The following is a 12,777-nucleotide window of genomic DNA, read 5'->3' on the forward strand; positions in this document are numbered from 1 at the left end:
ATTTCCCTAGACGAAGGAGCATTAATTATGAACAGCCGTACCTCCCGCACTCAAATGTTATACACACTAGGTTTTCTGTTTTTTCTGATTTCCGCATTCGCCGCTTTTTTACGGGAGTGAAGGTCGGGGCCGACAAGACAGAGGCTAAATACGCACACCTCGATAATAAAGAAGCTGTCGAGGAATTCTCCGGCTCCTATCAGCAGCAGGATCTTGTTACCTTCTATCATAACGTATTTTTGCCCTACCGGGAATTCAAGCGCAATTGGAACGATGGGCTGGACAACCTGGCCCGCAGCACAGATGCACGCGAAAACGCTGCAGCACTGAAGAATCTCAGCATTCTGGCAGACAAGCAGTATGACAAGGTGACACAGGATTCCATTTTTACAAGTTCGCCTTTGCTTTACGAATCCCAGTTGAATATCCTGAAGAGTCTGACCTTGTTCTCCCAGGCCTCCAGCAAAGTAACCGCAGGCGCATCCGGGGCTGAAACGGCAAAAGTACTGAAAAACGACAATTTCACAGCCAACGCGGTCAAATTCGGCCTGCTGGCGCAGAAAAATTTCTATGACTCCATGCTCAAATGGGGGGCCAAGAGCAGCAGTAAAATTCCTGCGGAGGCCGGAGAGCTGAAAACCCTCTCTTTCGTGCAATGGAAAAAGATGCCCCTGCTGCTCAAAAACGCATCCATTGCCGACATTATGCTGAACCGCGCCATCTATGCAGCGTATGATCCGCAGGATATTACGGCCAAAATTGACGATATGATCTATTCCGGCACGGCCAGCTCGCTGAAACTTAAGGACATTCAATCCTCCGTTTCCCTTCTAATCTCCACGGGAGCAGTGCAGGAACAGGATTTCATGAAGTGGCGCGAGCAATATTATGGCAAAGAAACGATGCCTCAGCTTCCGTTTTTTTATGAGTAGCTATCCATGCCGCTCATAAGCGGCACTCAGGCGGTGAGATTTCAAAAGAAGACACTGTAATTGCAAGTTAGAACCAGCTATTGCATCATAACGAAAAATGAGGTCCACTTCAAGACAGCGGCTCTGCAATAAGCCTATTGACACATCTGGCACCCTCATGTTACATTATGAAAAATTAATCAAGCAAAACCGATGATGGAACAAAGATTCTGCAAGTCTTCAGAGAGCCGGTGGTTGGTGCAAACCGGTGGCGGACAGAACTCTTTAGCGCTCCTGAGATATTGTGTCGAACCTTACAGTAGGCACAATCGGATCATCTCCGTTACCAGTGTGGCCTTTGCAGGCCAATGAGGCTGCTTCTTCAACAGTTGCAGTGAATTAGGGTGGTACCACGACAACTCTCGTCCCTTACTACGGCAGTAGTATGGGGTTGGGAGTTTTTTTGTTATCCAAATTCCGGAAACGGCCATAAGGCCTATGTTCCAGGGGTTGCCGGTCTGCTGCACATATTTTCTTTTATGCGACAGCGCGTTGCCCCGTTATTTCGACATATTTCTCATGCATTTTTATCTGCTTCTGGTACTGTGGACTGCCTTTTCAGGGCATCCTTGGGCATATATAGCTTTCCAAATTTAAGGAGGACAAGAAACCATGTTTAAAGTATTAGTATCGGATCCGATCAGCGATTTGGGCATTCAGCAATTAATGGACGCAAGTGATGTGACTGTAGACAAAAAAACCGGGCTCAGTGAAGACGAACTTATCGCTATCATCGGGGAATACGATGGCTTGCTCGTCCGCAGCCAGACTACGGTGACGGAGAAGATTATTGCAGCGGGTACTAAGCTGAAGGTGATCGGCCGCGCCGGCGTAGGCGTCGACAATATTAAGCTGGAAGCAGCTACACAGCACGGTGTTGTTGTCATCAACGCTCCTGACGGAAATACAATCACGACCTGTGAGCACGCATTTGCCATGATGATGGCATTGGCCCGGCATATTCCTCAAGCCTATGCCAAAACCATCTCCGGTGTCTGGGATAGAAAAACATTCCTGGGCGTAGAGCTTCGCGGCAAAACACTGGGCGTACTCGGTATGGGCCGGATCGGCAGCGAGGTGGCCAAACGGGCCAAAGCCTTCGGCATGAACATTCTTGCCTATGACCCGTTCCTGACCGCTGACCGTGCGGAAAAACTTGAGGTGAAGCTGGCTTCGGTGGATGATATTGTCCGCGGCGCGGATTTCATCACTGTGCATACCCCGCTCACCCCGGAAACCCGCCATATGATCTCCCGGCCGCAATTTGAAGTCATGAAAAAAGGCATGCGCATCGTCAACTGTGCCCGCGGCGGCGTAATCGACGAAATGGCGCTGGTTGAAGCCATCGACAGCGGCATCGTTGCCGGAGCTGCGTTCGACGTATTTGAAAAAGAGCCGCCTCAAGCGGATCATCCATTCCTCTCCCATCCGAAAATTATCGTGACTCCGCATCTGGGCGCTTCGACTGTAGAAGCCCAGGAGAATGTAGCGATCGATGTATCGGAGCAGGTGCTGCATATTCTGCGCAACGAGCCGTTCATCAACGCTGTTAACATTCCTCCGGTTGCACCAAGCGTTATGAACAAGCTTCAGCCATACTTCACGCTGGGAGAGAAGCTTGGCAGCTTTGCATCACAGCTGACCGGCGGCGCTATCCGTGAAATACATGTTGAATATGCCGGGGACCTTTCGGATGTGGATACACAGCCGCTAACCCGCTATATCGTGAAAGGCGTGTTCACCCGCCATTTCGGCGGCGATGTCAACATCGTCAACTCCATGCATCTGGCCAAAACGCGCGATGTCAATGTTGTCGTGACCAAAGCCTCCAAGACCAAAGGCTTCACCAACCTTATCACGGTTACACTGAAAGCCGAGCCGGATGAAGAGCGCCTGGTTGCCGGAACATTGCTCCAGGGTTACGGGGAACGCATTGTTCAGGTCAATAAATTCCCGGTCGATATCGCTCCGGAAGGCCATCAGATTGTGATCTCCCACAACGACAAGCCGGGCATTATCGGTCTCGTCGGCACGCTGCTGGGACAGAACGATGTTAACATCGCTTCGATGCAGGTGGGACGCAAAATTGTCGGCGGTGCAGCCATCATGCTTTTGACCGTGGATAAAGCGGTGCCTCAGCAGGTGCTGGTGAAGCTCGCCGGCCTGCCGGAAATTAACACTGCCGAAGAGATTGTTCTGCTGTAGAAACCATTTCACTTCATCTATAGCTCTGGCAAGTTAGCAAAAAAATCGCTCTTTCGAAAATGGAAGCCTTCCGGCGCCATTTCAAAAGAGCGATTTTATTTATTCCGGTACTTTAAACACCGGGACAAGCCGTCCATCCACATCAGTGAAACCGTATTTTTCCGCAAGGCTGCCTACCTGCTGCGGGATTCCCGTCATGGCCAATACCTCCGGGTCAGCAGCCAGCCGAACCACGGCCCGCCCGATATAGGCAGTGGACTCACTGCTGTGCAGCTCAGCCACGTCCTGCCAGTGCTCTTCATCCGTATTCAGGCTCTCCAGAACCAGTTCGGTCCGCATCCAGCCGGGCGAAAGCGGAATCACGGCTATTCTGTCTGCCGCAAGTTCTACAGACAATCCAAAAGCCATGCGTACCAGCGCATTTTTGGCCAAGTCATAATAAAAGTTGTCAATGTATTTGTAGTGGTCCCAATACGTTGTATGAATAATGATTCCACCGCCTTCCCGGTTGCTGCGCATCAGCGGAATGGCGTAATAATTCGTCATAAGCTGCGCCCTCACTCCCGCATCGAACATATGGCTCCAATGGTCTGTAGGCAGCTCCCAGAAGGGTTTGCTCGCGATGGACCGCTCGTTGCCGCCCCACACATTGTTGACCAGGATATCCAGCCTGCCCTGCTCCGACGATATCCGCCGGATGACTGCTTCTGTCTCACTATCCCGGGTATGGTCGCAGCGGACCGCTTCCCCTTCTCCTCCAGCCGCCCTGATCTCGTCCAGCACACTGTCAATGGTTCCTTTACGCCGGTCCTCTTGTGAAAGTCCCCTGCTTCTGCCTGTAATATACACGTATGCTCCCGCTTTTGCCAGCTCCAAAGCAATTCCCCGGCCGGCTCCCCGGCTTCCTCCGGTAACCAGCGCCACTTTCCCTTGCAGATTAGTCATCATTACCGCTCCCCTCATCATTCTTGATCCTGGATTTATGTGTTCTTGTGCTTGCTATAGTGTTATCATAAACTCTATATATGACATCAATTGACATATATATATGATAAACTGAAAAAGATTGAAATTAAGGTACCCCTGTGAGGAGGACGTTATGAGAGCCGACCGTTTATTATCCATCCTGCTTCTGCTGCAGAACCGCGGCAAAGTCACCTCCCGTGAGCTTGCCGGCACCCTGGAGGTGTCTGAACGAACGATATTTCGCGATATGGAGGCGCTGAGCGCCTCTGGAATCCCCGTATTGGCTGAAAGAGGCCGGGAAGGAGGCTGGATGCTCACAGAGGGCTACAGGACCTCGCTTACCGGCATGAAGCCCAAAGAAATAGGCGCACTGCTGCTCTCAGCCGATCCGGCCATTTTACAGGATCTTGGTATTCATGAGGATTACACGCTTGCCACACGCAAGCTGGAGGCTGCTGCCACTGCGAATACATTCCCTTCCGCCAACTATTTTAACCAGCGTATTCATATAGACAGTGAAGGATGGGTTCCCTCCAAAGAGAGTTTCCCCTTTCTCTCCGTATTGCAGACGGCCCTCTGGGAAGACCGGAAGGTAAATATCTCCTATCTCCGCAGCGGGGAAGTAAAGAACAGAAAGATCGGACTGCTGGGTTTGGTGGCTAAACAAGGGGTCTGGTATGTTATCGGGGAGCATGACGGGCAATTCAGAACCTACCGGGTCTCAAGAATCATTGCCTGTCAAATGATAGATGAAGCTTATATTCGGCCTGACGATTTTGAGCTTACAAGCTATTGGGAGTCATCCAAAGTATCCTTCAAATCGGCCCTCCCCAGCTATAAGGCCAAATTTTCATTGCAATCTTCTTCCCTGCCAGTATTAAGCCAGGAACGTTATGTTACAGTGCTATCCATGGAGGATTCCCCAGGTTCTGTGTGGCTAAAGGTTGAAGCAGAGTTCAACACTATAGAAGCAGCTTGCCGGGTGATGTTGTCCTTAGGTCCTAATGTGATCATCGGGGAACCGGAGGAATTGCGTGTCAGAGTATATAAGGCTGCCTTAAAAACAGTCCTGCTGGGCCGCAGGGTAAGACGTTCCCTTCCGGGAAATTCCCGTCCGCAGCAAGAATAGGCACTTGGTCCGCCCAGGAAAAGATAGCTGTTTCCCGTAATAAATTATGTCAATTCTTACAATAGACCTAACGTCCTGAAATCGCCTATAATATTACAATACTCAACATATTTATTAGGGGGAATAGTTATTATGGACTGGATGAACAAGCTTCCGCTAAAACAGAGAATTGTTGCCGGATGTTATCTGATCGCCGCATTATTTGCAGTTCCTGTACTGATCACTTTATTGATCATGGGCAAGGTTGTTATCGGAATAATACTGGTAGCGGTATTGGCAGCTCTTACCTTCCCTCTTTCACGCTTCATTGAGAGAACGCTTACATCTTCGTTTGACGACATTTCTAATGTTACACACACCATTGCAAAAGGCGACTTTACCAGCCGGGCCGACGAGAACGGCTCTATGGGGGATATCAGCCGGTCCTTCAATACCATGATCGATAAGCTGAAAAAGATCCTTACTGATGCTTCGCAGATTACCCGCCAGGTTATGGATGCCAGCCGCGGCATTGAAGACAAGAACCAGAATCTGAAGATAGTAATGGCCCAGGTCGCCTCCTCGTCCAATGAACTGGCTCTTGGCGCAAATGAAATCTCCGTGGACATTGCCGACATGACCGAATCCATCAAAGACATAGAGACCAAGGTCTCCAACTATACGAGCTCGACCAAGGAAATGAACAGACGGTCTGTACATACATTGGAACTGGTTGAAAAAGGACGGCAATCGGTGGATACACAAGCCGAAGGCATGCGCAAGAATATACAAGCTACCCAGAAGGTGGCCGACACGATTGAAGCACTTTCCCAAAATGCCCGGGGATTACAATGATCACCAAAACGATCACAGAAATCGCCGAGCAGACCAACCTCTTGTCGCTCAACGCCTCTATTGAAGCAGCCCGGGCTGGCGAACATGGCCGTGGTTTTGCTGTCGTGGCCCAGGAAGTACGCAAGCTGGCCGAGGAATCTACCGCCTCCACCAAAGAGGTATTCAGTCTGGTCCGCAGCATAGAGAACGATATCAAGCAAGCGATCGAGAATATCGCCATTAACGAGGAAGTCGTTCAGGTACAGAATGAGATGATCATCGAAACAGCGAATATTTTCGCACAGATTGTGCAAAGCGTCCAATACATAACCGAGCAAATTGCTTCTTTCTCTGCCGAAAGCGACCTCATGCTGGAGAGCGCACTCAAAATCTCCGGCGCCATCGAAAATATTTCCGCGATTACCGAAGAAACGGCGGCGGGAACGGAAGAGGTCTCCGCAGCGATGAACGAGCAAATCCATGCCTTGCAATCCGTTGCCGAGGAGACTGAGAAAATGACCCAAGCGGTATTCCAGCTGCAAAAAACGATTCATATTTTCAAATTTTAACTGTTACGGGGAGACTGCCGTATCCTTCCTGCGGCAGTTTTTTTGTTCACAAAATTTTCGCTGTTATATTCATCAGTTACAGTTTTTTTGCATTAGAAGAGCCCCTCCATTCTTTTGCACTTCTCTCCTTTTGCCTGCCTCTGTTTTTGGAATGCAGATATTTGCAGATGAACCGCTCTTTATTCAGTGGTCCTTTTTACATAGTGAATTTTACAATGCATTCCTTTATTATGGCTGAACAACCCTTCTGCAAGTGAGTTTATAGTTCAAAATCCTCATTTTTAGATTATTTCAATATTTCTTCACAGTTTGCATTTTTGGACTTTTTTTCATTAGCTCTTTTTTCTCATTCATTCTTATATATATACAAAATGATACTGTTTTTCACATGGATGCGATCAGGCAGGATTCGCCAAAATCCGAGGTTATCAGCACAAATATATTGACAAAAGCTGAGTCAGAAATATATTGTAAAATAAAAAAAGGTATTATTTTCTTTAACACATATTGGCAAAATTCACCGAAAGGGAATGACGCAAAGCCATGGATCTACAGTCTCATTTCTATGGGACCATGACAGCCAGGTTGCTGAACAGCCGAACGTCCGGGTTTTCCTGCGTTCTCTATGGTTATTTACGCAGCCAACCTGTGCTCTCATGAGTACAGGTTTTCTATTTTGCTGAATAAATAAAAAAAACATTGGGTGGGGTGGATTTCCTTTGAAAACAGTTTCAGATTATATGGCTGAGGCACTACGAAACCTCGGTGTAACACATTCCTTTGGCATAATCGGCAAGTCTATTTGTCCCGTAGTCCTGAAAATGGTGGATTACGGCATTGAATTTATTCCAGGGAGACACGAATCCAGTTCCGGGTTCGAAGCCGCCGGCTATGCTCTCAAAACAGGGAAACTCGGAGTGGCTTTTGGGACCTCCGGACCGGGGGTACCAATCTTCTCACCGCCGCAGCACATGCCAAGGCGAATAATCTTCCCGTACTTTTTATAACAGGACACCAATCCATCAAGGAGCTGGGGATTCCCCAGTGCCAGGATTCTTCAGCTTATCTGGCCGATCTGGCGGACATGTTCAGACCCGCGACCCTTTACAGCAAGCTGGTGGAACGCGGCGATCATTTCGGCACGATTTTCAATCATGCCGTCTCCATTGCCTTGAGCGGACAACGGGGACCGGTTCATCTCTGTATCCCGTTTGATGTGCAGACCGAAATGCTGGAAGAATGCCGGATTGTTATCCCTGAGCGCGAACATCTGGTCAGTGCCGGTAATTTGGAACGCGTACTTTCTGTAATTAATGAATCAAGCCATCCTCTGATCATTGCGGGCAAAGGAGTCAATCGTTCCGGCGCGCACGAGGAGCTTCTTCAACTGGCTGAAACCTTCAATATTCCGGTGGTCACCTCTCCCGGCGGCAAGGGTGCCATCGCCTGGGATCACCCGCTGTATCACGGCCCCATCGGTGTCGGCGGCTGCAAGCACGGTGAGGATTTGTTAAACCGCAGTGATGTGTTCATCGTCCTTGGCTCGCGTCTCAGCGATATGACCATCTGCAATCTTAAAGCAGAGAATCATCCCAAAACATTGATCCAATTTGACGTCGACCCTACCTTCGTCGGAAAAATATTAACCTCAGAGACAATCGCTGTAAGCGGGGACTTACGCGATAATCTTGCGTTCTATCTTCAGAATTTTGATTCGGCTGCTATTAAAAAGCACGAAACAGAAACCGATGTTCATTATGCGGAAGAGTTGCCGGTTCTGCCCAAGCTTTCGCTTGCATCCGTCATGGACACATTAAGCGACCTGATCCCGTACAACAACACCGTTTTTGTTGATGATGGCAGCCATGGCTTCAATGCCGCGAAATGGTACAAGGTCAAAAAGCCCGGCAGCGTTGTCTTTGATGCCTATTTTGCCTGCATGGGCAATTCCATTGGGATGGCTATCGGCGCTAAGGTGGCTTCACCGGAAGAAACGATTTTCTGCATTACCGGTGACGGCTGCTTCATGATGCTTGGCACAGAAATAAATACGGCCGTGTGCAAGGACATTCCCGTGATCTTTATCGTTGTGAACAATATGCAGCTCGATATGGCGTTAAAGGGCATGGAAAAAACAACAGGCAGAATCGACGGCACGATCTTCGAAGTTCCTATGGATGCCGTGAAATTTGCTGAATCCTTGGGGGCCACAGGCTACAGATGCGAGACTCTGGAACAATTCACATCTGCTATCCATGCTGCAGTAGCCTCTAACCGCGTGGCTGTAATTGAACTGCTGACCGACCGTACTGAAGTGCCTCCGACGGCCCATCGAACCTTGAATCTCAACTAAGAATCAACAGCGGCAAGGACCTCTACAATCTTGATTGCTCCTTGCCGCTCATCACAATTCAGGAGGCATCTCTGTGGAAGATACAATTAACAGCGGTCTCAGGCATTTTTCCAACCTGTCTGGCAATTACGGTGCCAAAGCTCTGGCTCCAATCAAGGAGCATTTTCCGGAGCTGGCCGAGTATATCATGGGCAACGCCTATGGCGACATTTTTCAGCGCACAACGATTGGTTCGGATTGGAAGGAAATTGCCGTTATTTCATCCCTGATTACCATGGGACAGTTCGAGCAGCTCGGAGTCCATTATGTGATGGCGCTCAGCGTCGGAATGACTGTGGATCAGATCAAAGGTATTTTGCTGCATCTGGTGCCCGTTGTCGGTGCGCCCAGAGTCATTTCAGCTTTTAATGTGCTGCTTGCCACACTGAAGGAAATCGAATAATTTTTTTCGACTTTTTTATACACGATTCGACTTTTTTATTGCATATTCGATAAATATATGATTATATGGAAGGGAATTTATCCCAATACTAAGCTTTAAATGTCGAATTAAGGCATAAAACTCTAAGGTTGGTGGATAGATTCAATACTGAAACACATTCAATTTTGGGAGAGATGAGCACATGGGTAAATTTATTTTGAAAACCGATTCCGACAAAAAAATCATTAATATCGAGTTAGAAGGGACCTTCTCCAATGAGGACGGCCTCAAATCGATCCAAGCCTATCAGCAAACCGTCAACCCGATTACCCCTTCAGAATATGCGCTGCAGATTGACTGCAGAAAACTGAACGTGACTGCTCCTGATGTCGTGCCATTGCTGGAAGGATGCTTCGTCATGTTCAAAGCGGATGGCTTCGAAAAAGTAAGCCTGACTCTTGAAAATAACCCGATCCTCAAAATGCAGCTTGCCCGTCTGGGCCGCAAAGCAGGACTTGAAAATCTGGAGATTACTTCGACTGCTCAGGCTTAAGTTATTGTCCGGCGGATCACAAATCTGCACGAGAAGCGGGTTTTGTACAACTCTATGGCTGTGAAGAAGCGCACATAACACTTTTAGGGGGATTAACCATGGCCGGGATACGAATTAAGGATATTGATATCTATCATCCAAGCAAAAAGATTGGCAACGATTTTTTCATACAGCATTTTGACGAAAAGGGTATTGATATCCGTGGACTTCTGGCTGCATTGGGCCGTGAAAGCCGGTATAGCATCGACAGCAGCGAAGAAAACTCTCTGACTATGGCTTTTGAAGCAGCCAGCAATGTGCTGGACAAGACGGGACTTACCGGTGCCGACATTGACCTGATTGCATATGCCAGCCAAACTCCTGAATATATTTTCCCGACCAACTCTCTCATGATCCACCGTTTGATCGGCGGCCCGTCCCATGCCATTTGCATTGACAGCAACGCGAACTGCGCAGGCATGACCGCCTCGGTAGAGCAGGTAAGCCGTCAGATGATGGCCAATCCGAGAATCCGCCGTGCGCTGGTCATTGGCTCCGATCACGTGGCTCCGCATGCCGACAAAAATGATCCTGTCTACTACGCCAACTTCGGCGACGCTGCAGCAGCTCTTATTCTGGAAAGGGATGAACATTCCGTAGGCTTCATCGATTCCATCTATCAGACCGACACTTGTGTCTATGGCAACTCAATGTTCCCCGCTGAAGGCTTGGCTAACCTCGGAAGAAATGGTGTAGCTGCCGGAGAGTTCAATGTGAAGTTCATTCCTTTTGATGATTCGATATGTGTGGATGCCGCCTCTGAATCGATCAATACACTGCTTAGCAATAATAACATTGACCCTGAATCAATCAAAGCCGCTTGCTTCTCGCAGCTGTCCCTGCCTAATATCCGGGCCGTTTCCGGCAAAACAGGGATCGGCGACGATGTCGCTGTCTACATCGGTGATGAATTCGGCTATACTTCTACAAGCAGCCCTTTTGTGGCCCTTCATAGAGCAGTAACTACAGGAAAAATTGAACGCGGCGATAAAGTCCTGTTCTGGACTGTTGGCGCGGGCTGGCAGAATGTAGCGTTTGTAATGGAATACTAGTTATTCATCTTTAATTCAACTTACTCGGTAACGCAGTAAAGCGGTCCGCAAGCAGTTTATCTGCCTGCGGACCGCTTTGCTGTTAGCCCCTATAATACCCTTTATACGCGCCCTTCATGCTTCTCCCAGCCCATGGTGCGCGATACGGCGTCCTGCCAGGCATGGTAGCGGCGCTCACGCTCCCCTGCCTCCATAGACGGGGCGAAGATCTTCTCTGCCTTATTGAAGCTCTCCAGCTGCTCCCTGGTCCAGATCCCGGACGTTAGGCCAGCGAGCAGGGCAGCCCCCAGCGCTGTCGTCTCCGCGTACATGGTACGCGTCACCTCGCTGCCCAGAATATCCGCCTGAAACTGCATCAGCAGATCGTTGCGCACTGCGCCGCCATCGACCCGCAGGCCGGTCAGCGGCATTCCGGCGTCTTTTTCCATGGCGCCGATGACATCCCTGGACTGGAACGCCAGGGACTCCAGAGTCGCCCGCACCAGATGGCCTGCCGTCGTACCGCGGGTCAGGCCGAACACGGCTCCGCGGGCATACATATCCCAGTAAGGGGCTCCAAGTCCTGTAAAAGCGGGTACCACCACAACGCCTTCACTGTCCTCCACCTCCCCGGCCTTTTCCTCCGAGTCTGCCGGGCCTTCAATCACGCCCAGCCCTTCATGAAGCCATTGGACTGCGGCTCCCGCTACGAACACGCTGCCTTCGAGCGCATAATATAATTCATCGCCCATGCCCCAGGCCACCGTGGTCAGCAGCCCATGGCTGGAGGCTACGGCTTCAGTCCCGGTATTCATGAGGATAAAGCAGCCGGTGCCGTATGTATTTTTGGCACTTCCGGCCTCCAGGCAGGTATGCCCGAATAAAGCGGCCTGCTGGTCTCCCAGTACGGAGCGAATCGGAATTTCCACTCCGAACCATTCACTCCCGGCAGCTCCAAAATCTCCGCCGGACATCCGGACTTCCGGCAGAATCGCACGCGGAATGCTCAGCTCTTCCAGCAGCTCCTCATCCCATCTCCGCTCATGGAGATTATACAGCATGGTCCGTGAAGCATTCGTAACATCCGTAGCGTGCACAGCTCCTCCGGTAAGCTTCCAGATCAGCCAGGCATCGATGGTTCCCCCCAGCAGCTCGCCTTGTTCCGCACGTGCCCGCGCTCCAGGCACATGATCCAGAATCCAGGCCAGCTTCGTTGCCGAGAAGTAGGCATCTACTACAAGGCCGGTCTTGGCGGCAATGGTATCCGCAAGCCCGCGCCCCTTCAGCTGCTCGCACTGTTCGGCTGTACGGCGGTCCTGCCAGACGATGGCCGGATAGATCGGCTTCCCGGTGGCCTTATCCCACACCAGCGCGGTTTCCCGCTGGTTGGTAATACCGATAGCCGATATCTCCGCAGCGGGCTTTCCGCTCTCGCTGATAGCCGCTCTGGCCGCTGCGAGCTGTGTTTCCCAGATCTGATCCGGATCATGTTCTACCCAGCCGGGGCGGGGAAAGGATTGTCTGATCTCATATTGCCCCTGCGAGACCATACCGGCCTCCTGGTCGAACAAGATCGCCCGCGAGCTGGTAGTGCCTTGGTCTAATGATAGAATCATCTATATGTGCCTCCTAGAACTGGCTTGATAAACCTGGCGGTATGTTCCACGATGAACAAGATTTATGTGGTGATTTCAACAAAAAGCACCTCTGCGTTCAGAGGCGCTGTC

11 protein-coding genes, 1 pseudogene, 1 riboswitch and 1 other annotated feature are annotated in these 12,777 nt (G+C 50.1%); of the genes and pseudogenes, 10 read left to right on the forward strand and 2 right to left on the reverse strand.

What is annotated here, in order from left to right:
• The first annotated feature begins 116 nt into the window (after nucleotides 1-116).
• Both JI735_RS30325 and serA read left to right on the forward strand, forming a co-directional pair.
• Entirely contained in the window at nucleotides 117-932 is an 816-nt protein-coding gene (locus tag JI735_RS30325) for a hypothetical protein (RefSeq protein WP_202676735.1), read from the forward strand.
• 183 nt (nucleotides 933-1,115) lie between these two features.
• Nucleotides 1,116-1,344: a binding site (T-box leader), on the forward strand.
• Nucleotides 1,345-1,583: 239 nt separating this feature from the next.
• Entirely contained in the window at nucleotides 1,584-3,176 is a 1,593-nt protein-coding gene (gene serA, locus JI735_RS30330) for a phosphoglycerate dehydrogenase (protein WP_202676736.1), read from the forward strand.
• 99 nt (nucleotides 3,177-3,275) lie between these two features.
• Here the strand turns inward: serA and JI735_RS30335 are convergent, their stop codons facing one another.
• Entirely contained in the window at nucleotides 3,276-4,124 is an 849-nt protein-coding gene (locus tag JI735_RS30335; RefSeq protein ID WP_233476123.1) for an SDR family NAD(P)-dependent oxidoreductase, read from the reverse strand.
• Between the two features lie 151 nt (nucleotides 4,125-4,275).
• Here JI735_RS30335 and JI735_RS30340 point away from each other — a divergent pair, with 151 nt between their 5' ends.
• The 8 genes and pseudogenes from JI735_RS30340 (at nucleotide 4,276) to JI735_RS30365 (ending at nucleotide 11,071) form a co-directional block, all read left to right on the forward strand.
• Nucleotides 4,276-5,271: a helix-turn-helix transcriptional regulator gene (locus JI735_RS30340; protein WP_063822095.1), complete on the forward strand. Its 996-nt coding sequence runs from the start codon at nucleotides 4,276-4,278 to the stop codon at nucleotides 5,269-5,271.
• Nucleotides 5,272-5,403: 132 nt separating this feature from the next.
• Nucleotides 5,404-6,105 (forward strand): HAMP domain-containing protein, encoded by a 702-nt coding sequence (locus JI735_RS38015; protein ID WP_411830010.1) that lies wholly within the window; start codon nucleotides 5,404-5,406, stop codon nucleotides 6,103-6,105.
• 14 nt (nucleotides 6,106-6,119) lie between these two features.
• A pseudogene (locus JI735_RS38020) lies at nucleotides 6,120-6,653 on the forward strand (methyl-accepting chemotaxis protein); the annotation flags it as partial.
• A 499-nt stretch (nucleotides 6,654-7,152) separates the two neighbouring features.
• A riboswitch (cyclic di-GMP riboswitch) is annotated at nucleotides 7,153-7,246 on the forward strand.
• Between the two features lie 147 nt (nucleotides 7,247-7,393).
• Nucleotides 7,394-7,660 carry a thiamine pyrophosphate-binding protein gene (locus tag JI735_RS37565; protein ID WP_325175643.1) on the forward strand — a complete coding sequence of 89 codons (267 nt, stop codon included), beginning with the start codon at nucleotides 7,394-7,396 and terminating at the stop codon, nucleotides 7,658-7,660.
• 77 nt (nucleotides 7,661-7,737) lie between these two features.
• On the forward strand, nucleotides 7,738-9,006 hold the full coding sequence (locus JI735_RS37570) for a thiamine pyrophosphate-binding protein (RefSeq protein WP_325175554.1): 1,269 nt from the start codon (nucleotides 7,738-7,740) through the stop codon (nucleotides 9,004-9,006).
• Between the two features lie 73 nt (nucleotides 9,007-9,079).
• Entirely contained in the window at nucleotides 9,080-9,448 is a 369-nt protein-coding gene (locus tag JI735_RS30355; protein ID WP_039836092.1) for a carboxymuconolactone decarboxylase family protein, read from the forward strand.
• Between the two features lie 181 nt (nucleotides 9,449-9,629).
• Entirely contained in the window at nucleotides 9,630-9,980 is a 351-nt protein-coding gene (locus JI735_RS30360) for a hypothetical protein (RefSeq protein ID WP_039836093.1), read from the forward strand.
• Between the two features lie 98 nt (nucleotides 9,981-10,078).
• Nucleotides 10,079-11,071, forward strand: coding sequence for a 3-oxoacyl-[acyl-carrier-protein] synthase III C-terminal domain-containing protein (locus JI735_RS30365; RefSeq protein ID WP_039836094.1), 993 nt, complete (start codon nucleotides 10,079-10,081; stop codon nucleotides 11,069-11,071).
• Between the two features lie 101 nt (nucleotides 11,072-11,172).
• On the opposite strand, the gene glpK is transcribed toward JI735_RS30365, so the two are convergent.
• Complete coding sequence (gene glpK / locus JI735_RS30370; RefSeq protein WP_039836095.1) at nucleotides 11,173-12,666, reverse strand: glycerol kinase GlpK; 1,494 nt, start codon at nucleotides 12,664-12,666, stop codon at nucleotides 11,173-11,175.
• Nucleotides 12,667-12,777 lie beyond the last annotated feature (111 nt).

This window comes from Paenibacillus sonchi (genome assembly GCF_016772475.1).
In the GTDB taxonomy this organism is placed as follows: Bacteria; Bacillota; Bacilli; order Paenibacillales; family Paenibacillaceae; genus Paenibacillus_AQ; species Paenibacillus_AQ sonchi.

What these genes read in the sequence shown, in the direction of transcription:
- serA (WP_202676736.1), top strand. Translation starts at nt 1,584, where the DNA reads ATGTTTAAAGTATTAGTATCGGATCCGATCAGCGATTTGGGCATTCAG.
- JI735_RS30335 (WP_233476123.1), bottom strand. Translation starts at nt 4,124, where the DNA reads ATGATGACTAATCTGCAAGGGAAAGTGGCGCTGGTTACCGGAGGAAGC.
- JI735_RS30340 (WP_063822095.1), top strand. Translation starts at nt 4,276, where the DNA reads ATGAGAGCCGACCGTTTATTATCCATCCTGCTTCTGCTGCAGAACCGC.
- JI735_RS38015 (WP_411830010.1), top strand. Translation starts at nt 5,404, where the DNA reads ATGGACTGGATGAACAAGCTTCCGCTAAAACAGAGAATTGTTGCCGGA.
- JI735_RS37565 (WP_325175643.1), top strand. Translation starts at nt 7,394, where the DNA reads ATGGCTGAGGCACTACGAAACCTCGGTGTAACACATTCCTTTGGCATA.
- JI735_RS37570 (WP_325175554.1), top strand. Translation starts at nt 7,738, where the DNA reads ATGTTCAGACCCGCGACCCTTTACAGCAAGCTGGTGGAACGCGGCGAT.
- JI735_RS30360 (WP_039836093.1), top strand. Translation starts at nt 9,630, where the DNA reads ATGGGTAAATTTATTTTGAAAACCGATTCCGACAAAAAAATCATTAAT.
- JI735_RS30365 (WP_039836094.1), top strand. Translation starts at nt 10,079, where the DNA reads ATGGCCGGGATACGAATTAAGGATATTGATATCTATCATCCAAGCAAA.
- glpK (WP_039836095.1), bottom strand. Translation starts at nt 12,666, where the DNA reads ATGATTCTATCATTAGACCAAGGCACTACCAGCTCGCGGGCGATCTTG.